18 protein-coding genes are annotated in these 18,249 nt (G+C 65.8%); 5 read left to right on the top strand and 13 right to left on the bottom strand.

The genetic code is table 11. The features are described from left to right. Together BRAO375_RS32790 and BRAO375_RS32785 are read right to left on the bottom strand one after the other, a co-directional pair. Window positions 1-355: TetR/AcrR family transcriptional regulator (locus BRAO375_RS32790; RefSeq protein ID WP_035643368.1), on the bottom strand; the 355-nt coding region annotated here is incomplete at its 3' end. A gap of 12 nt (window positions 356-367) precedes the next feature. Continuing rightward, on the bottom strand, window positions 368-829 hold the full coding sequence (locus tag BRAO375_RS32785; RefSeq protein ID WP_009031738.1) for a nuclear transport factor 2 family protein: 462 nt from the start codon (window positions 827-829) through the stop codon (window positions 368-370). A 257-nt stretch (window positions 830-1,086) separates the two neighbouring features. Between BRAO375_RS32785 and BRAO375_RS32780 the strand changes: the two genes are divergently transcribed. Both BRAO375_RS32780 and BRAO375_RS32775 read left to right on the top strand, forming a co-directional pair. Beyond that, a complete protein-coding gene (locus tag BRAO375_RS32780) occupies window positions 1,087-2,688 on the top strand; it encodes an ATP-binding protein (protein ID WP_035643366.1) in 1,602 nt (533 codons plus the stop codon). Between the two features lie 108 nt (window positions 2,689-2,796). After that, complete coding sequence (locus tag BRAO375_RS32775; RefSeq protein WP_009031736.1) at window positions 2,797-3,357, top strand: hypothetical protein; 561 nt, start codon at window positions 2,797-2,799, stop codon at window positions 3,355-3,357. 916 nt (window positions 3,358-4,273) lie between these two features. Here BRAO375_RS32775 and BRAO375_RS32765 read toward each other — a convergent pair. Then, the gene (locus tag BRAO375_RS32765) at window positions 4,274-4,531 is read right to left on the bottom strand and encodes a hypothetical protein (RefSeq protein WP_035643362.1); all 258 of its coding nucleotides are present in this window, start codon (window positions 4,529-4,531) and stop codon (window positions 4,274-4,276) included. A gap of 344 nt (window positions 4,532-4,875) precedes the next feature. Here BRAO375_RS32765 and BRAO375_RS32760 point away from each other — a divergent pair, with 344 nt between their 5' ends. Beyond that, on the top strand, window positions 4,876-5,697 hold the full coding sequence (locus BRAO375_RS32760) for an outer membrane protein (protein WP_009031734.1): 822 nt from the start codon (window positions 4,876-4,878) through the stop codon (window positions 5,695-5,697). A 65-nt stretch (window positions 5,698-5,762) separates the two neighbouring features. On the opposite strand, the gene BRAO375_RS32755 is transcribed toward BRAO375_RS32760, so the two are convergent. The 5 genes from BRAO375_RS32755 to BRAO375_RS32735 form a co-directional block, all read right to left on the bottom strand. Further along, entirely contained in the window at window positions 5,763-6,893 is a 1,131-nt protein-coding gene (locus BRAO375_RS32755) for an ABC transporter permease (protein ID WP_009031733.1), read from the bottom strand. Window positions 6,894-6,896: 3 nt separating this feature from the next. Beyond that, on the bottom strand, window positions 6,897-9,644 hold the full coding sequence (gene rbbA / locus BRAO375_RS32750) for a ribosome-associated ATPase/putative transporter RbbA (RefSeq protein WP_009031732.1): 2,748 nt from the start codon (window positions 9,642-9,644) through the stop codon (window positions 6,897-6,899). After that, the gene (locus tag BRAO375_RS32745; RefSeq protein ID WP_009031731.1) at window positions 9,641-10,741 is read right to left on the bottom strand and encodes an HlyD family secretion protein; all 1,101 of its coding nucleotides are present in this window, start codon (window positions 10,739-10,741) and stop codon (window positions 9,641-9,643) included. Before BRAO375_RS32745 ends, rbbA begins: the two co-directional genes overlap by 4 nt. 113 nt (window positions 10,742-10,854) lie before the next feature. Next, window positions 10,855-11,067 (bottom strand): hypothetical protein, encoded by a 213-nt coding sequence (locus BRAO375_RS32740; protein ID WP_035643360.1) that lies wholly within the window; start codon window positions 11,065-11,067, stop codon window positions 10,855-10,857. Beyond that, entirely contained in the window at window positions 11,064-12,074 is a 1,011-nt protein-coding gene (locus BRAO375_RS32735) for a helix-turn-helix transcriptional regulator (RefSeq protein WP_009031729.1), read from the bottom strand. The genes BRAO375_RS32740 and BRAO375_RS32735 overlap by 4 nt, the downstream gene beginning before the upstream one ends. Before the next feature lie 239 nt (window positions 12,075-12,313). Between BRAO375_RS32735 and BRAO375_RS32730 the strand changes: the two genes are divergently transcribed. Both BRAO375_RS32730 and BRAO375_RS32725 read left to right on the top strand, forming a co-directional pair. After that, window positions 12,314-12,736 (top strand): GFA family protein, encoded by a 423-nt coding sequence (locus BRAO375_RS32730; protein ID WP_035643358.1) that lies wholly within the window; start codon window positions 12,314-12,316, stop codon window positions 12,734-12,736. Between the two features lie 88 nt (window positions 12,737-12,824). Next, window positions 12,825-14,000 (top strand): helix-turn-helix transcriptional regulator, encoded by a 1,176-nt coding sequence (locus BRAO375_RS32725; RefSeq protein WP_244423404.1) that lies wholly within the window; start codon window positions 12,825-12,827, stop codon window positions 13,998-14,000. A 14-nt stretch (window positions 14,001-14,014) separates the two neighbouring features. Here BRAO375_RS32725 and BRAO375_RS32720 read toward each other — a convergent pair whose 3' ends face one another. The 5 genes from BRAO375_RS32720 to BRAO375_RS32700 form a co-directional block, all read right to left on the bottom strand. Continuing rightward, complete coding sequence (locus BRAO375_RS32720; protein ID WP_009031726.1) at window positions 14,015-15,955, bottom strand: tetratricopeptide repeat protein; 1,941 nt, start codon at window positions 15,953-15,955, stop codon at window positions 14,015-14,017. A gap of 90 nt (window positions 15,956-16,045) precedes the next feature. After that, window positions 16,046-16,789, bottom strand: a complete 744-nt coding sequence (locus tag BRAO375_RS32715) for a di-trans,poly-cis-decaprenylcistransferase (protein ID WP_009031725.1) — start codon at window positions 16,787-16,789, stop codon at window positions 16,046-16,048. Between the two features lie 36 nt (window positions 16,790-16,825). Beyond that, window positions 16,826-17,206, bottom strand: a complete 381-nt coding sequence (locus BRAO375_RS32710; protein WP_009031724.1) for a winged helix-turn-helix domain-containing protein — start codon at window positions 17,204-17,206, stop codon at window positions 16,826-16,828. Beyond that, window positions 17,193-17,810 (bottom strand): hypothetical protein, encoded by a 618-nt coding sequence (locus BRAO375_RS32705; protein WP_009031723.1) that lies wholly within the window; start codon window positions 17,808-17,810, stop codon window positions 17,193-17,195. Before BRAO375_RS32705 ends, BRAO375_RS32710 begins: the two co-directional genes overlap by 14 nt. A gap of 124 nt (window positions 17,811-17,934) precedes the next feature. Continuing rightward, complete coding sequence (locus BRAO375_RS32700; RefSeq protein ID WP_009031722.1) at window positions 17,935-18,234, bottom strand: DUF3551 domain-containing protein; 300 nt, start codon at window positions 18,232-18,234, stop codon at window positions 17,935-17,937. Between the last annotated feature and the right edge of the window lie 15 nt (window positions 18,235-18,249).

Below are 18,249 nucleotides of genomic sequence, written 5' to 3'. Positions count from 1 at the left end.
CGATAGCGGCGGCGAAGCGGTCGCGCGTCGCCTCGAGCGCGAAGGCGCCGACCAGGCACACCCTCCGGCCCGAGCGGAAGTAGTCGTCGACGCCGCGCCACATCCGCGCGATCGCGACGTCTGGCGCGTCGTCGCGCAGCGGCGCGTAGATCTCGCGCGCGAACCAGCCGTCGACATGCGCCAGCACCGCCTGCGCCATCTCGTCCTTCCCGCCCGGAAAGAAGTGGTACAGGCTGCCCTTGCCGATCCCCGTGATCTCGGTGATGCGGCTGAGCGAGGTGCCCTCGAAGCCATGCTCGCGGAACACCTCGGCGATCAGCGGGATGACATCGTCGCGCTCGTAGAGCGTCCGCATGGCGCTCCTGTCTTACAATCCGAGATCAGTCAGTCCCGGATGATCGTCCGGGCGGCGGCCCAGCGGCCAGTGGAATTTGCGCTCGCTGTCCTTGATCGGCAGATCGTTGATGCTGGCGAAGCGCCGCTGCATCAGCCCCAGCGCGTCGAACTCCCAGTTCTCATTGCCATAGGAACGGTACCAGTGGCCGCTGTCGTCGTGCCATTCATAGGCGAAGCGCACCGCGATACGATTGTCCGTGAACGCCCAGATTTCCTTGATCAGCCGGTAGTCGAGCTCCCTGCTCCACTTGCGGGTGAGGAAGGCGACGATCTCGGCCCGGCCGGTGATGAACTCGGCTCTGTTCCGCCAGCGGCTGTCCGGCGTGTAGACCAGGGAGACCCGCTCGGGATCGCGGCTGTTCCAGCCGTCTTCCGCCATGCGCACCTTCCGGGTGGCCGTCTCCAAGGAAAAAGGCGGGGCGAGCACGCTCATGGGAGTCTCTCCATTGTACCGAGAAGGAAAGTTTGTACCATTCGGTATAGAGAGTCAAGTTGCGCCGGCCGAACCGTCTGCAGATCGTGGCTGGATGTGCCCCTTGATCGAGCGCGGTGCGGGCCTACCGATCTCCCGTCGTGGCAGTCAGCACCCTTGTGTGCTCATCTGAAATTTGAATGATCTACTAAGGGAACCAGCCGGGATCGCAGGGGACAGCGCGGTCTGTCGGCCGGACGTTTTGGGGATTTGCGGAGATGTCGATGCTCACGCCGCACGGCGAGTGCCTGCTGTGGACGCCTGAACTGATCTGGGTGAACGCGGTCTCCGACGTCCTCATCTCCTTCGCGTTCTTCACGATAGCCTTCGTGCTCGGCTACATCGTGTTCCGCCGCCGCGATTTTCAGTTCAGCTACATCTTCTGGGCGTTTGCGCTTTGGGTGTCGGTCTGCGGTCTGACCCGTCTGATCGAGGTGCTGACGCTCTGGGTGCCCGCCTATGTGCTGGAGGCAGCAACCAAGGGCTTCCTGGCCTTCATGTCGGTCGGCATCGCCTCGGCGCTGCTGCTGTTGCTGCCTCGGGTCCTGACGATGCCGTCGCGGGCCGATCTGAAGCTGGCCTATGCGCAGCTCGAGGAGGAGACGCGGCAGCGGCGCACCGCCGAGGCCATGGTCAAACGCTTCCAGGAGATCGAGGCCACCGAGGCGCAGGTGCGCCAGGCGCAGAAGATGGAGGCGATCGGCCAGCTCACCGGGGGCGTGGCCCACGACTTCAACAACATCCTGACCGTGATCACCGGCACCATCGAGATCCTCGCCGAAGCGGTGAAGGATCGTCCGCAGCTGGTGCAGATCACCAGCCTGATCAACTCGGCGGCCGCGCGCGGTGCCGATCTGACCAAGCACCTGCTGGCCTTTGCCCGGCGTCAGCCGCTGCAGCCGCGCAGCGTCGACATCAACGGCATGGTGGTCGACACCGCCCGCCTGCTGCGCCGGACGCTCGGCGAGCAGATCGAGATCGAGTCCATGCTGGCGCACGATTCGGCGCCGGCGATGATCGACCCCAGCCAGCTGTCGACCGCCATCCTCAATCTTGCGCTGAATGCGCGCGACGCCATGCCCGACGGCGGCAAGCTCACGCTCGAGACCAAGAACGTCCTGCTCGACGACGCCTATGCGCGGATGAATCCCGAGGTGATCCCCGGCAACTACGTCATGATCGCGGTCAGCGACACCGGCGAAGGGATCCCATCCAATCTGCTGGACAAGGTGTTCGAGCCGTTCTTCACCACCAAGGACGTCGGCAAGGGCGTCGGCCTCGGGCTCAGCATGGTCTACGGCTTCGTCAAGCAGTCCAACGGGCACATCAAGATCTACAGCGAGCCGGGCCACGGAACATCGGTGAAGCTGTATCTGCCGCAAGCCACCGCCGATGCCGACGCGCTGCTGCTGGACGCCAGTCTGGCGAGCATGGAGCGTGGCGACGAATCGATCCTGATCGTCGAGGACGATTCGCTGGTGCGCGAATATGTCATCGCCCAGATCAAGCGGCTCGGCTACACGACCTTGGCCGCGAGCAAGGCCGACGAGGCGCTGGCGCTGATCGACAGCCCTGCACGGATCGATCTGCTGTTCACCGACATCATCATGCCGGGCGGCATGAACGGCCGGCAGCTCGCGATCGAAGCGACGAAGCGGCGGCCAAACCTCAAGGTGCTCTACACGTCGGGCTATACGGAGAATGCGATCGTGCATCACGGCCGGCTCGACGCCGGCGTGCTGCTGCTCACCAAGCCGTATCAGAGCGCCGATCTCGCCCGCATGATCCGCACCGCGCTGAACGCGACGTCGAGCTCCTGAGCGTCACATGATCCGGCTCTCGGCGGCACGCGTTGTGCCGTCAGGTCCATGGTTGCGCTCACGTCGAATGCCGCGCGCAGCTCGTCCGCAGTCGTGAGGTTGAAGTGCATGGGTAAGCTGTTGGGACGCTGGCTGGCCGCCGTGCAGGCCTATGCATCGGTCGACGATCCACAGTCCGATATCGCCGCGAAGGTGGCGCTGGTGATCGTCTCCAACCAGCCGTTCTATCCGCTGTATCTGCACGCGATCGCCGGCAGCGCGGCGTGGCCGGCCTGGCTCACCTTGGTCACGACCCCGTTCTTCGCCGCGGTGCCGGTACTTGCACGCCGCAATCCGTTTGCCGGCCGCGCGCTGATGGTGCTGGCCGGCACCGCGAACACCGTGTTCTGCGTCAAGCTGTTCGGCGCGCAGAGTGGCGTCGAGCTGTTCCTCATTCCCTGCGCCCTGCTCGGCGCCCTGCTGTTCCGGCCCGACGAGCGCATCCGCTCGCTGCCGCTGCTCGCGCTGCCGTTCGCCTCGTATCTGCTGATCGACTCCCGGCTCGGCGAGCCGGTGATGCGGGTGGCCGATGCGAGCTACGCCTCTCTGGTGTCCATCAACGCCATGAGCGTCGCCGCCCTCACCGCCCTGATCGGCATGCTCGCCGCCGCGCGCATCGCGACGGAGTAGCACTTCACTCCCCAGCCGCAGTTAGGCAAGATCCACGGTCGGGACGTCCCGCGCAATATCAACTCGTACCGCTGTCGTCCCGGACAAGTCCGACGACGCGACAGCGTCGTCGGACGCAGATCCGGGATCCATACTCCGTGCTCTCAGTGTCGCGCACGCTGGAGCAGCGTTCCTTTCAGCAATGACCGCCTGTGGTTATGGGTCCCGGGTCGGCGCCCCGACGTCGCTTCGCGACGCCAGGGCTTGCCCGGGACGACATCGTTTTTGATGCGGGCACCGGAGCAACCCACTGCGTTCCGTGGCGACAACCGAGTCGCCCGTCGGGCAATCTGATCTGCTGCTGCGCTTCCGCAAGAACTCCTGGGCGATGAAAAAGCAATGCGTTTCAAAACTATTTTCACGCGCCGCCTCAACGCGATGACCTCTGTCCAGATGGCGCGACGAAAAAATTCCTCTTTCGTTTTTCCCGCATCCGTTATCTGCTGCCTGCAGACCGCCTCGGGTAGAGGGCGTATCGCGGTCGTCACGACACGCGAGGCGGGGAGCGTTGGCCGCAGCGGACCGCAGCATTCCCTCGGGGATGCCGACGGACGGTTCGTGGCGGACGGTGAAGTCGTGTGGTCCTGACACCCCGACGCTGGTGTCCCCCGCGCAACGCGCAAGCGTTGTCGCCGATACGGTGGCCAGAAAGCCCGGTGCACCGAGGAGAGCACGTATAAGCCGTAGCCCATCGCGCAGGGAAGGCCGGGAATGTCCGGCTGAGCCTGTGGTTCCTGCCCCGTGCATTCTTCTCGCACGGGGGCCGCGGGCGCCGGTCGGCGCCTGGTCTTCCCTGCCCCTCTCGCTTGCAGAGGGTCCATTGTCCCAGCAACTCGGGCGCTGATCGCGTCGCGAGACCGCGGGGTAGTGTCTCGAACTAGGCCGCGGCGATCTGCCAGGGCGACGGCGTGTAGGAGGGAGCGTGATAGTTCAGATTGGCCGCCGGTTGCGATGGCGCCTGGCGTGCGACGAAGTAGGCCTCGAGCTCGGCGACGGCACGGCTTTCCCATTCCGCGGCCTGGGCCAGCAGCGACTCACGCTGATGTGGACGAAATGCCGCAGTCTGGCGGTACAAGGACGCGACGGTACGATAGCGCCGCACGTTTTCGAGAACCGCTTCCCCATTCATCGTCATGTTGCTCTCCCCTCTCCGTCCCCTCAGGACGCGCCGAAGGTGCACGCGGGCGCTTTGCGAAATCGTTAGCGGCCGGCGCAGCGCGTTCGAATGGTTGGCGAATCGTTGCCTAAGGCAATGCATCGAATTGTTAGCTTCTCATCAGCAGGACGGTATCAGTCGACCGGCCATCGCGCCCGCCCGAGGCGTTTACAAGTGCTTAAGGTTAAGTACACAGCTTCCCGAAAGTGACGTGATCACAGATACATACGGACACGAGTGTTGTAGCGGAACTACAGCCGGGCGGCCCAAAGTGTGAGAAGAGTTTGTCCGAACGTTGCTGAATTTCATTGAGGATTGTGACCATGAAAACGCTTGCCTCCGCTGTCACGCTGCTCATCGCGAGCTCGCTCGGCGCCTTTGCCGCAGACATGCCGGTCCGCTATGCCAAGGCTCCGCCTCCGGCCGCGATCTACAACTGGACCGGCGGCTACTTCGGCGGCAACGTCGGCTACGGCTGGGGCCGGTCGAACTTGGGCACGACGCTCGACCAAACCAGCAGCTGGGCGGTCGAAGCCGTCGCCTTCCAGAATCAGTTCGTCGCCATCAGCAACAATCGCCTCAATCCGTCCGGCGTCGTCGGCGGTCTGCAGGCCGGCTACAACTGGCAGACCGGTCCCAGCGTGTTCGGCATCGAGGCCGACTTCAACGGCTCGGGCATGAACAAGCGCGTCGTCTACACCGCGGCCAACCCGCCGACGACCCGTACCTTCAACGAGAGCATCCGCAACGACTGGTTCATGACCGTGCGCGGCCGCGCCGGCTACGCCATCGACACGACGCTGCTGTATGTCACCGGCGGTCTGGCCGTCGGCAACGTCAAGGGCAGCTGGGACCTGACCTCGGGCAATGGCTACGCCAAGACCGCCTCAGTCGATCAGACTCGCGTCGGCTGGACCATCGGTGCCGGCGTCGAGCATGCCTTCGCGCCGAACTGGACCGTCAAGTTCGAGTATCTCTACACCGACCTCGGCAGCGTGAACTACACGTCGGCCTATGTGCCGGGCAGCACCTTCGCGCCTCCCGGCTCGAACTACGTCGAGCGGCTGTCGCAGGACTTCACGTTCCATACCGCCCGCGTCGGCGTGAACTACAAGTTCGGCGGCCCGGTCGTCGCCCGCTACTGATCGCAACCGCGATTGCTTGCAAAGGCCTCAGCTCCGCTGAGGCCTTTTTGCTTGAGGGCACGCACCTACGCGCCTGCCGCGGCGATCGCTGCCCGAAAGCGCCGGATGGTCAGCACCAGCATCAACGCACCGGTCGCGGCGACCGCCACGAATTGCGGCCACACCACGTCGATGCCGGCGCCGCGATACAGGATCGACTGCGCGAACGAGACGAAGTGCGTCGACGGCGAGGCCTTCATGATCGTCGCGAGCCAGACGGGCTGGCTTTCCACCGGAGTCATCCCGCCGGACAGCATGTTGATCGGCACGGCGACCAGGATGTAGAGCAGGCCGAGCTGCGGCATCGAGCGCGCGATGGTGCCGAGGAACAGCCCGACGGCGGTCGCGAAGAAAAGATAGAGCACGGTGCCGGCGAGAAACAGCGGGATCGAGCCCATGATCGGCACCTGCAGATACCAACGGACGACGAGATATAGCGCCACCGCGACGGCGACCGCGATGACCAGCGCATTGGCCCAGATTTTCGACATCGCGATTTCGAACGGCGACAGCGGCATCACCAGCAGGTGATCCATCGTGCCATGCTCGCGCTCGCGGACCAGCGCGGCACCGGCAAGGATGATGGCCAGCATGGTGACGCTGTTGATGATGCCCATCACGCCCTCGAACCAGGCGGTCGTCACATTGGGATTGAACGCGATACGTGTCACCAGATTGACTGGCGCCTGCACCGCGACGTCCGAGCGGGCGACGAACCAGCCGACCTCCGTGGTGATGATCTGAAGCGCATAGCCCGAGCCGATGCCGGCCTGGATCATCGCCGTGGCGTCGACATTGACCTGCACCGATGGCTTGCGGCGAGCGAGCACGTCGCGCTGGAAATTCGGCGGAATGTCGAGCACGAAGGTGAAGCGGCCGCTGTTCATCAGCGGCTCGACCTCGCGCTGGGTGATGTAAACGGGCCTTTGAAAATAGGGCGGCAGGAACGCCGCCGCGATGCGGCGCGACAGCTCGGAATTGTCCTCGTCGACGACGGCGATCGAGGCGCGGTGCAGCTCCTGCGAGCTGCTCTGCGCCTGGCTGATCACGGCCACGGTGAAGGAATAGATCACGAGCCCGATCAGAACGACGTCGCCGAACAGGCTGCGCAGCTCCTTGGTACCGAGCCAGAAGATGTTGGCAAGCGAGCGCAGCATGGCTCAGCGCTCCTGCTTCGGCAGCATCAGCAGGCTGAGCCCGGTCAGGACCGGGATGAACACGAGCAGCATCAGGATGTCAGCGCCGAGATCGGCAAAGCCGAGACCTTTGGTGAAGGTGCCGACGGTGATCGGACGATAATAGGTCATCGGAAAGCCCATGCCGATGACGCGCGCCACGCCGGACAGCGACGACACCGGCACCAGCATGCCGGAGAATTGCGTGGCCGGCAGCACGGTGAGGATCGCCGTGCCGAACAAGGCCGCGATCTGGGTGCGGCAGAACGTCGAGATCAACATGCCGAAGCCGGTCGTGGTGATCACATAGACGACGGTGCCGACGAGCAATGGCAGAACGTCGCCCTTCATCGGCACCCGGAACAGGGTCAGCGCCATGACGTACATCAGCGCGAAATTGACCAGGGCCACGGCGATATAGGGCAGCTGCTTGCCGACCAGGAATTCGAGCCGCGTCACCGGCGTGACGTAGAGATTGGTGATCGAGCCGAGCTCCTTCTCGCGCACCACCGCCAGCGCCATCAGGATCGCCGGGAACAGCGCCAGCAGCAGCGCGATCGTGCTCGGGGCCATCGCATAGATGCTGTCGAAGGCCTGGTTGTATTTGAAGCGGATCTCGACACCGACCGGCGAGGCCGCCTGCGGCCGCGTCGTCTTGACCGCCGGATCGGACAGATAGAGCTGGTGCGTGCCTTCGAGATAGCCGCGAATGGTCTCGGCGCGAAACGGCATCGCGCCGTCGATCCAGGCCGACACGAAGGCCGGCCGGCCGCGCTTGATGTCGACGCCGAAATTCGGCGGGATCTCGATCGACGCCTTGATGTCCCCGCTTTTCATCCGCCGCTCCAGCTCGGCATAGTCGGCCAGCGGCGGCTTCTCGACGAAATAGCGCGAGCCGCGGAGCTCGGCGAGATACGCACGGCTCTCCGGCGACTGATCGCGGTCGAGCGCGGCGAAGGTCAGATTGTTGACGTCCGTCGAGATGCCGAAGCCGATCACGATCATCAGGAACGCGGTTCCGAACAGCGCGAACATCAGCCGGATCGGATCGCGGACCAGTTCGAGACCCTCGCGGATCGTATAGGCGAGCAGCCGCCGCGGACTGAAGACGGTCTGGCCGCCGCGCTCGGTCGGCTTGCCCTGCGAATGAGGCGCGGACTGCGCCGGCATCAGCGTGACCGGCGGGTCGGCGACGCCGGCATCCTGCTCAAGGAACGCGATGAACGCCTGCTCGAGCGTCTGCGCGCCCTTGGCGCGGATCAGCCCATCCGGCGTGTCCGTTGCCAGCACCCGCCCCTCATGCATCAGCGACAGCCGATCGCAGCGCGCCGCCTCGTTCATGAAGTGCGTCGAGACGAAGATCGTCATGCCGTCCCGGCGCGACAGCTCGATCAACAGACGCCAGAACTGATTGCGCGCGACCGGATCGACGCCCGACGTCGGCTCGTCCAGGATCAGCAGGTCGGGCCGGTGGACGATCGCCACCGCGAGCGACAGCCGCTGCCGGATGCCGAGCGGCAGGTCGGCTGCGAGCCCGTCGAGATGGTCGGCCAGATCGCAGCGATCGATCAGCTCGGCGATCCGCCGCTCGGCCGAGGCCAACGGCAGATGGAACAGGCGAGCATGCAGCACGAGATTCTGCCGCACGGTGAGCTCGCCATAGAGCGAGAACGCCTGCGACATGTAGCCGACGCGGCTGCGCGACTCATGGTTGCCAGCCTCCATCGAGCGGCCGAAGATCAGCGCCTCGCCGTCGCTCGGCGGCAGCAGCCCGGTCAGCATTTTCATCGTGGTGGTTTTGCCACAGCCGTTGGAGCCGACGAAGCCGAAGATCTCGCTTTTGCGGATCTGGAAGCTGACGCCATCGACGGCCGTGAAGTCGCTGAAGCGACAGGTGAGGTCGCGCGCCACGATGACCGTCTCGTGGCTGCCGTCGAGCTCATCCTTGGCCGGCATCTCGGCATGGTCGCGCGAGGCGTCCTGCGGCAGCAGTGCGATGAACGCGTCCTCGATCGTCGCGGCGCCGGTTTGCGCCTTGAGCTCGGCCGGCGTGCCGGTCGCGAGAATCCGGCCGTCATTCATCGCGATCAGCCAGTCGAAGCGAGCGGCCTCCTCCATATAGGCGGTGGCGACGATGACGCTCATGCGGCTTGTGCTGCGCGCGCGCAGGCGATCGATCAGGTCCCAGAACTGGCGCCGCGACAACGGATCGACCCCGGTGGTCGGCTCGTCGAGGATCAGGAAGTCCGGATCATGGATCAGCGAGCAGCACAGGCCGAGCTTCTGCTTCATGCCGCCGGAGAGCTTTTTGGCCGGTCGGTCGGCGAAGTCGGCCAGCGCGGTCGCCTCCATCAATTCGGCGATGCGCCAGTCGCGCTCGGCCCTGGCCTGCCCGAACAGGCGCGCGAAGAACGCGATGTTCTCGTAGACGCTGAGATCGGGATAGAGATTGCGGCCGAGCCCCTGCGGCATGTAGGCGATGCGCGGGCAGACCTGCTCGCGCGCGCGCCGGTCGGACATGTCGGCGCCGAGCACGACAACCTCGCCGCTCTGGATGGCACGTGCGCCGGCCAGGATCGAGAGCAGCGACGATTTGCCGACGCCGTCGGGCCCGATCAGGCCGATGACACAGCCGCTGGGAATCTCGATCGAGACGTCGTCGAGCGCGGTGACGTCGCGATAGTGCTGGGAGAGTTGCCTCACGACCGCGACCGGAGGCGCGGCGATGCTCATGGCGCGGGTTGCAGGCGGGCCGGCCATGCGACGTCGGAATTCCACCGGACATATGCGACGCCCGGCAAACCGCTTCGAACCGCATCGGCGTGGGCCGTCAGCCTGTCCGGATCGACGCGCACGCGGACGCGGAACATCAGCTTGTCGCGCTCGCTGCGCGTCTCGACGGTTTTCGGCGTGAACTGCGCCTGGCTCGCGACGAACGACACCTTGGCCGGAATGGGGCGATCGGGATAGGCGTCGAGCACGATACGGGCGTCGCTGCCGACCTTGATCTTGCCGACCTCCTCGGTCGACAGGAACACGTCCATGTAGACATAGCCGACGTCCAGCATGGTGAAGACCTTGCCCCCCGCACCAAGCACCTCGCCGACATTGGCGAGGCGATATTGGATGCGGCCGGCCTTCGGCGCGATCAGCGAGTTGTCGGCAATCTGCACCGTGTACAGCGCGACATCGTGACGAACGGCTTCGAGCGCCCGCTCCGCCTCGGATATGCGCGCCTGCGACCCGGCGAGGCCAGCGGTGGCGGCATCGAGCGCCTGCTGGCGCTGGTCGGCGATCTCCTTCGTGGTCCAGCCGTTCTGCAGCAGGCTGCGCGTCCGCTCCATCTCCTGCTCGGCCAGCGTTTTCTGCGTCTGCATTTGCGCCAGGCTGGCGCGCGCCTGATCGACCACGTGCTGGGCCTGCTCGGCCTGCGCTTGCGCCTTGGCGAGCGACTGCTGCAGCTCCTTGCTGTCCATCCGCGCGACGATCTGGCCGGACTCGACGAGATCACCGATATCGACGCGCAGCTCTGCGACACGGCCGGCATATTTGGTCGCGATGTCGATCTCGTCAGCCTCGATGCGGCCGTTACTGACGCTGATGCCAAGCGGCAGCGGCGGATGCAGCTGCTGCCACCACACATAGCCGCCGCCTCCGGCCGCGCACAGAACCAGAGCCAGCAGCACAAATGGCCATCGTTTCCGCGCCGGCCGCGGCGCATGTGTCACGGGAGCGGGCAGCACCGGCGCCGGTACGAGAGCAGCCGCCTCGGCACGAACGTGCTGAACGGGCCGTTCGTCGCCGATGACCTGCGTGTCCTGTGGATCCATACCGAGACGCCTTCTTCACTGAAGCAGGCGTGTCGTTTGCCACAGGCCTCCAGAAATCCGTTGACCCAGCTCAATCGTCGGCAATCGGACCGTAACAAGGGATCACGTTTGAGTTACGGCGCGGAATCGGACGTCGCGATCGCATGGATGAGCAGCAGGCTGCTGAAAATGACGAACAGCGCGAAGGCCTGGAATTCGCGCAGCGACATGTCGACCAGAGCCAGCAGCCCGTCGATCGGGACGCCAGCCACGATCAGCAGGAGAGAGATCGTTGCCGACACGAAGATGCTGTCGAGGATCCGCAGTGCAATCGTCTTGCTCGTCATGGTGCGCCCTCCCGCGAGAGGCATGTCACCGGGAGATCGCGACCGCGATCTCCGCGCACCTCGCGCGGCGTCAGTCCGTAGTGCCGGCGGAACGAACGATTGAAATGCGAGAGATCGCCGAAGCCGACATCGTAGGCGATGCTGGCGATCGCCAGCCGACCGTGAGCCGGATCGCACAGCATGCGATGCGCATTCGAAAGCCGCACGCCGGACAGGAACGCGGAGAACGTGGTGCCGTCGATCTCGAACAGGCGCTGCACATAGCGCGGCGTGACATTCAGCTTCGTCGCAACCATCGCCACCGAGATGTCGCGACGCCAGCTGTTCGCGACGAGGAAGGACTTCGCGAGCTTCAGCCGTGCCGCACGCAACCCCCTCGCGCGCATCGTCTCGGCGAGACCCGCGGCCGGCCCGATCGCCAGCGCCAGCAGATCCTGGATGTGACGGACCGACAGATTGAGCAGCTGCGCATCGACCGCGGCGTCGCGGCTCATCAGCCAGCTCGCGTAATGGTCGAGCAATTGCAGCGCGCCCTGATCCACCGGGATCGGCCGCATGACCGCGTCCTCGACGCTCACGTCAGCGGCTTCGATCATCACACGCGGCATCAGCAGCGTGAACGAGCGGCCGACGCTTTCCCGGTGAAAGGCGCACGCATCCGCGCCGCTCAGCACCACCGCCTCGCCAGGTCGCAGCTCGCGGATCTGCCCGCCTCCCTCAACGGACGCCCTGCCCTCGCGGTTGATCGCAAGCATCACATTGTCGGCGCCGTCGGCGAGATAGGACCCGGATCGCGAGATGCGCGCCGGCGTCGCCCAGGCATCGAAAAGCTGCAGGCCGGGCAATGTCAGCGCGCGATTGCGCGCCTTGAACGCCACGTCAGGGGCCGGTTCGAAATCGACGCGCAGCATGACGCGGCCGAAGTGCTCGCGCCAGAATGCCGCGCGCTCCCGCTCCGGAATGTGATCGGTTGAGAATTCGACAATGCGAGAATTGAGATCCGACATGAGATCACCTGAGACTTCGACAACTGACACCTGAAGTTTCGCTCAGAGGCCGCGATCGATAGCCCCGTCGGCGATTGGCCGGCGTCCTCCGATCAGGGGACCTGCCCGCGTCGGCGATCTGCGGATGTGAACTGGATCACGTCTGGTCGTGACAGCCCCGACGATGGTCGTGGGACACCAAGACGAAACAAGGCGGGAAATGATGCCCTGTGCCGGTCTCACAACTCATGAGGACGAGGATGAAACTCTCTGGACGATGCTTCTGCGGCGCCGTTGAAATCGAGGCATCCGGCACACCGGAAGCGATGGGCTATTGTCACTGCCGCTCCTGCCGATCATGGTCGGGAGGGCCGGTCAACGCGTTCAGCCTTTGGAAGCCCGACGCGGTGAAGGTCACGTCGGGCGCCGACCATCTGGCGATGTTTCAGAAGACGCCACTCAGCCAGCGTCAGTATTGCGCCAAATGCGGCGGCCACCTGATGACCAATCACCCGCCGCTCGGGCTGGTCGACGTCTTCGCGGCCACCCTCCCCGATCTAGCTTTCCAGCCCGGTGTCCACGTGAACTATGCGGAGACCGTGCTGCCGATGCGCGACGGGCTGCCGAAGCTCAAGGATTTTCCTCGCGAGTTCGGCGGCTCCGGCGACATCATCGCGGAGTAGCTGCGCGCTTGATCGGCCCCGCCGTGAACCTCGCACTCTCCGTGACGACCCATGAAGGGGAATATCGTCCGCCGATCGGTGTTTGACCGTGCGGATCGGCGCGACGAGCCCCGATGGCCATCGCAGAGAGGTGATCGTGGAGAGCGAACGCTATGCTCAGGCGCTCGATGCCGTCTATCACGGCTTCGCGGAGCCCGATGGCATCACCGACGCGCTGGCGTCGATCCGCAAGCTGATAGCAGCCGAAGGCGCGACGTTCGAAGTGATCGACACGGCCGTGCGTCGGCCCGTGATCTTTCACAGCAGCGGCGCCGCCTCTGCCGAGGGCGATGACTATCTCGCTCACTTCGCGCCACGCAATCCACGCCTCACGGTGGCGCTGCGCCAGGCGCGCGGCGGATTGAGCTGGGACTATCAGGTCATGGACGAGAGCGCCATGAGGCGCGATCCGTTCTATGCCGAGTTCCTGCCGCGCGCCGGGCTTCGCTATTTTCTCTCGGTGGTGCTGGACCAATCTCCGCAGCGGCTCGTCGCCGTCACGTTGCAGCGATCGCCGCGACAGGGCCATGTCGGGACAACCGAGATCGCGCTGCTGCAACGTATGACGCCGCATCTGCAGCGCGCCTATGGGATGAGAAGCAGCATGGTCGCAGCTCAGCGCGACGGCATCGGCATCAAGGTTCTCGACCTCCTGAAGGATGGCGTCGCCTTGCTCGATCTCAAGGGCGAGATCGTCCACGCCAATCCGAGCTTGCGGACGATCTCAATCGAGACGGGGCTGTTCCGGATCGACTCGCGCGGCATTCACTTCGGCGCGTCCGGTCTGCGCAACCGCTATGCACGTGCGTTCGGCGCGTTGGCGCACGGCGAGGGTCTCAGCGACGCGGATGCAGCGATCGACTTCCTGGCGCCGCGTCCCGGCGGGCTGCCGCCTTGCACGATCTCGCTGCGGGCGCTGCGCCATCGGTGGCCGCGATCCGATGCTCCGGATGCCGTCGTGATGATGCTGGTCCATGACCCGCTGCAGGAGGGCGCGGCGACGCATCTGCTTCAGGATCTGCATGGCCTGACCAGGGCCGAAGCTCAGCTGGCCTGCGCCTTGAGCACGGGCATGACGGCGGTCGAATATGCCGCGCACCGCGGCGTCAAAGTGACGACCGTCTATACGCATTTGAAGCGCACGCGCGAGAAGACGGGATGGCGCAGCGTCGCCGAGTTGACGCGGCGCGTCCACGAGATCTCGGTCCGGCTTCGGGACAGCTGACAGATCGCTTACCTCTAAGCGACGCTGCCGGCCAGCTGCGCAAGCGCCTCGCGAACGCGTGCGACAACCGGAACGTAGTCGCGACGCCGATCCTGGCGGAACAGCCGCACGCTCGGATACCAGGGGCTGTCGTCGCGATCGAGCAGCCAGCGATAGTCCGGCGTGTAGGGCAGCATGACCCAGGTCGGCTTGCCCATGGCGCCGGAGAGATGCGCCACGCTGGTGTCGACGGTGACGACGAGATCGAGATTGTCGATCAGGGCGGCGGTCTCGACGAAGTCGATGATCTCGGCGGTGAGATCGACGATGTCACCGCGTTCGGCGAGCACCGCCTTGTCAGCAGGCCGAATCCCCTTCTGCAGGCTGACGAATTGCACATCGAGGTCGAGCAGCGGCGCGAGCATCGCCAGCGGCATCGAGCGGTTGTGGTCGTTCAAATGCGCGGGGTTGCCGGACCAGACAAGTCCGACACGCCGGCGGTGACGCGGCCCGAGGCGCTGCTGCCAGATGGCGCAGCGCTCGGCGGGCGGGGGCGGCAGATAGCACTGCGCAGCGGGGATGGTGTCGATGCGCGTCGCGAAGGCGAGCGGCAGGCTCGACAGCGGGCAGTGCGCATCGATCGAAGGCACCGCATCGGCACCGCGAGCAAGGCACTGCGCAACACCGGCCAAGCCTGAGAGCAACGGCTGCAGCACCGCATCGACCTCGAGCAGCACGCGCGCGCCCTGCGCGGCGGCCATGGTTGCGTAGCGCGCGAACTGGATCGTATCGCCCAATCCCTCGTCGCTATGGAGCAGGATGGTCCGCCCCTCGAGCGGCGCATCACCGGTCCACATCGGCGCGTCGAAGCTGCGCTCGACGAAGCCGACGGCGCGGCATTGGCGGCCCCATTCGCGCGCGGCCCAGCCGCCCTCGAAATCACCGGTCAGCAACCGGAACAGCGCCGCATTCCAATGCGCGTCGGCGAAATCGGGCCGCAGCGCGATGGCGCGGTCGAAGCTCGCGAACGCCTCCTCGAAGCGGTGCAGCTCCGCCAGCGACGTGCCGCGGTGATTGTGGAAGTCCGCGGTCTGCGGCCGGATCGCAATCGCCTTGTCGAACACGGCGACGGCCTCGTCGTGCCGGCCGAGATTCTGCAGGATGCAGCCGTAGCTGTTGGCGATGTCGGGATCGTGCGGCGCCAGCGCATGTGCGCGCTGGCCGACGGGCTGCGCCTCGTCATAGCGGCGCAGCCGGCGCAACGAGATGCCTTTCAGGCACAGCACACCGGCTTGATCCGGCTGCTGCCGCAACGACTGATCGAACCGCGCGATCGCCTCGTCATAGCGCCCGGCATCGAAATGGACAGCGCCGGCCTTGTTGGCCGCATCGACGCGATCCGGCTGCAGCTTGAGCACCTGCTCGAACGCCAGCGCCGCCTCGTCGCGGCGGCCCTGGGCCTCCAGCACCTCGCCGAGACGAAACCACGTCACGGCGCGGTCAGGCGCCAGTTGCAGCAGCCGGTCGCATGCCAGCGCCGCCTCGGCATGGCGGCCGGTCAACTGCAGGAGCTCGCCGAGTGCGTCCCAGCTGTCCACGGCATCCGGCTGCAACTGCAGCGCTCGGTCGTAAGCCTTGATGGCTTCGTCGCGCCGGCCTGCAAGCTGCAGCGCCTGGGCGAGGCCGACGAAGGAGTCCGGAACGGAGATGTCCTGCCGGATCGCGCGGGCAAACCATTCGATCGCATCGTCGAACCGCTTGAGCGCGAGGCAGACCCGTCCCATCGCCTGCAGCGCATCGACCGAGGCTGCGTCCAACGTCAGCGCGCGCCGGCAGGTCTCCTCGGCCTGCGTCAGCAGGCCGGCGCGCAACAGCCGCAACGCCGCCTCACACAGCGCTTCCGCCGTATCACCGCGGGCCGGCGATCCGGATTTGACCGGAGATTTGCCGGCGGACCGGCGCGGCTTGTGCTTCATCGAAAAATCTCTGCGCTCGTGACACGAGCGGTAGATGATTCCCGGATGCGCGGAAAGATTGTGCCGCTGCGGAGCGCGTGGGGCCAGCGGTCAAGACACCGGAGCCGGTGCGAGCGGCACGGCCTCCAGCCCGCCGAAGCGACGCTCGCGGCCGCGGAACGAGGCCAGCGCCTGGGCGAGATCAGCCGCATCGAAATCGGGCCACATGCGGTCGGTGAAGTGCAGCTCCGCATAGGCGCCTTCCCACAGCAGGAAATCCGACAGCCGCTGCTCGCCGGACGTGCGGATGATCAGGTCGACGTCGCGCAGACCCGCTTCTCCGGTCACGAGGTCGGAAAAAATCTGCCGGCTCAGCCCCTCGATATTGCCGGCCTTGGCGGCGGCATTGAGGATCGCGTCGCGCGCCGAGTAGTCGACGGCGATGCGCAGATGCAGGGTACGGCCATCGCGGGTCGCTTGCTCGGCGCGGCCGATGGCGTCGGCGATGCCGCCCGGCAGCCGATCGCGCCGACCGATCACGGTGAGACGAACGCCGTTGCGCACCAGCGATTCCACCTCGCTGGCGAGATAGACGCGCAGCAGCGCCATCAATCCGGCGACCTCTGCGCGCGGACGCCGCCAATTGTCGCTGGAGAACGCGTACAGTGTCAGCGTGCCGACGCCCTGATCCGGCGCGGCCTCGACGATCCGCCGGATCGCCTCGACGCCAGCCTCGTGGCCGCGCAGCCGCGACATGCCCTTGCGCGTCGCCCATCGGCCATTGCCGTCCATGATGATGCCGACATGCAGGCCATCGATCACAGCAGGCGATTTCGGTTGCAGACTACTTTGCATTGCAAAGCTCCAGGTCAAAAAAATCCGATGAGACGGTCAGGCGCGGCCGGGGATGAGGCCGGCCGAGGACGGCGCGGGCTCCTTGCCGGCCGCGGCGGCCGCGTCGCGGACCAGTCGCTCGAGCACGGCGAGATAATCGAGGAAGCGGTGGCGTCCGGCCTTGGTCAGACGGCAGCTGGTGTGAGGCCGGTTGCCCTCATAGCCCTTGGTCACCTCGACAAGTCCGGCTTCCTGCAGCACCTGCAGATGACGCGACAGGTTGCCGTCGGTCAGCCCGCAGAGCTGCTTGAGATCAGCGAAGGCGAGCCCCTTCGGATGCGCCATCAGCGAGGTGAGCAGGCCGAGGCGGGCCTTCTCGTGAATGACACGGTCGAGCCCGTCATAGGAAAACGGCGCGCTGCCGTCAGTCTTCGACATCGGAGTCTCCGGTCGCAAAGTACAAAATGCCCGCCATCAGCGCCTGGCCGGCCGCGAAGGGCAGCCCCATGGTCCATGGCGACAGCTCGTGGGTGAGGCTGCCGAGCAGAAGCACGGCGAAGCCGGCGAGGAAGTAGAACGCGCCGGCCAGCGCGACCGAGCGCGGCAGCGAGCGCACCGAGGCAAACACGCCGAGCGACATCAGGATCTGCCACAAGCCGGGCAGCATCCACAGCGCTTCGGGTGCGAACTTCCAGAGCAGCACCGCGAGCAGCACACCCGCGATTGCGGCGGGGAGGAATTGCTCGACCGCCTGATGGATCATCGCATCGGCGAGGCCGGAATGATGCCGCTGCGAGCGGGCGCGCATTTCGACCCAGATCATCGTGGAAGAGACGCAGGCGGCGGCGGCCCAGCCGAGCAGGAAAGCCAGCGGCTCGGCGGTCGGATCGCGCAGCACGAGCTGTTGGACAAAAGCGGTGATCAAGGCGACGGCTGCGGTCCCAGCCATCGTCGCCGGGCCGTAGCCGCGAAACGCGGTTCCGGCCGCGAGCTGGCTGCGGATGGCGATGATGTCCGCCAGCGCCTTGTCGAGGTCGCGCATGTCTGACGTGAGTCCGGCCAATTAACTTTGCGATACAAAGTATACACGAATGCAAAGTCGATGCAAGACGGTTCACCGCGGCGGCCCGGCTGCTCTAGCCGGCCTTCCGGGCCGTCAACAAAGCTCAGTAGTAGTTGTAGCGATGCACGCGCCGCGGCGGCGGCATGTCGACATAGACCGTCGGCCCGCGGCGGGCCGGATCGAAGGCCACGCGCGGGTTGATGCCGCATCCGGCGTTGCGCCCGGAGGCGCTGGCCCGGCACTGCTCGAAGGTCTGATAGGAGCAGTCACCGGGATAACCGACACCCCTGCCCTGCACGCACCAGGGATAATCGTAGCCTCCGGCTGCGGCCGGAGTGGCACTGCCGCCGCAGACGAGTGCAACGCCGACGAGGCCGGCTGCCATCATCAAAACCTTGCGCATGATCTGTTCCTCTTC

Source organism: Bradyrhizobium sp. ORS 375, from assembly GCF_000239775.1.
GTDB lineage: Bacteria > Pseudomonadota > Alphaproteobacteria > Rhizobiales > Xanthobacteraceae > Bradyrhizobium.
Note: the sequence above shows the minus strand (reverse complement) of the source record. Positions and strands in the feature narration are given on the sequence as shown.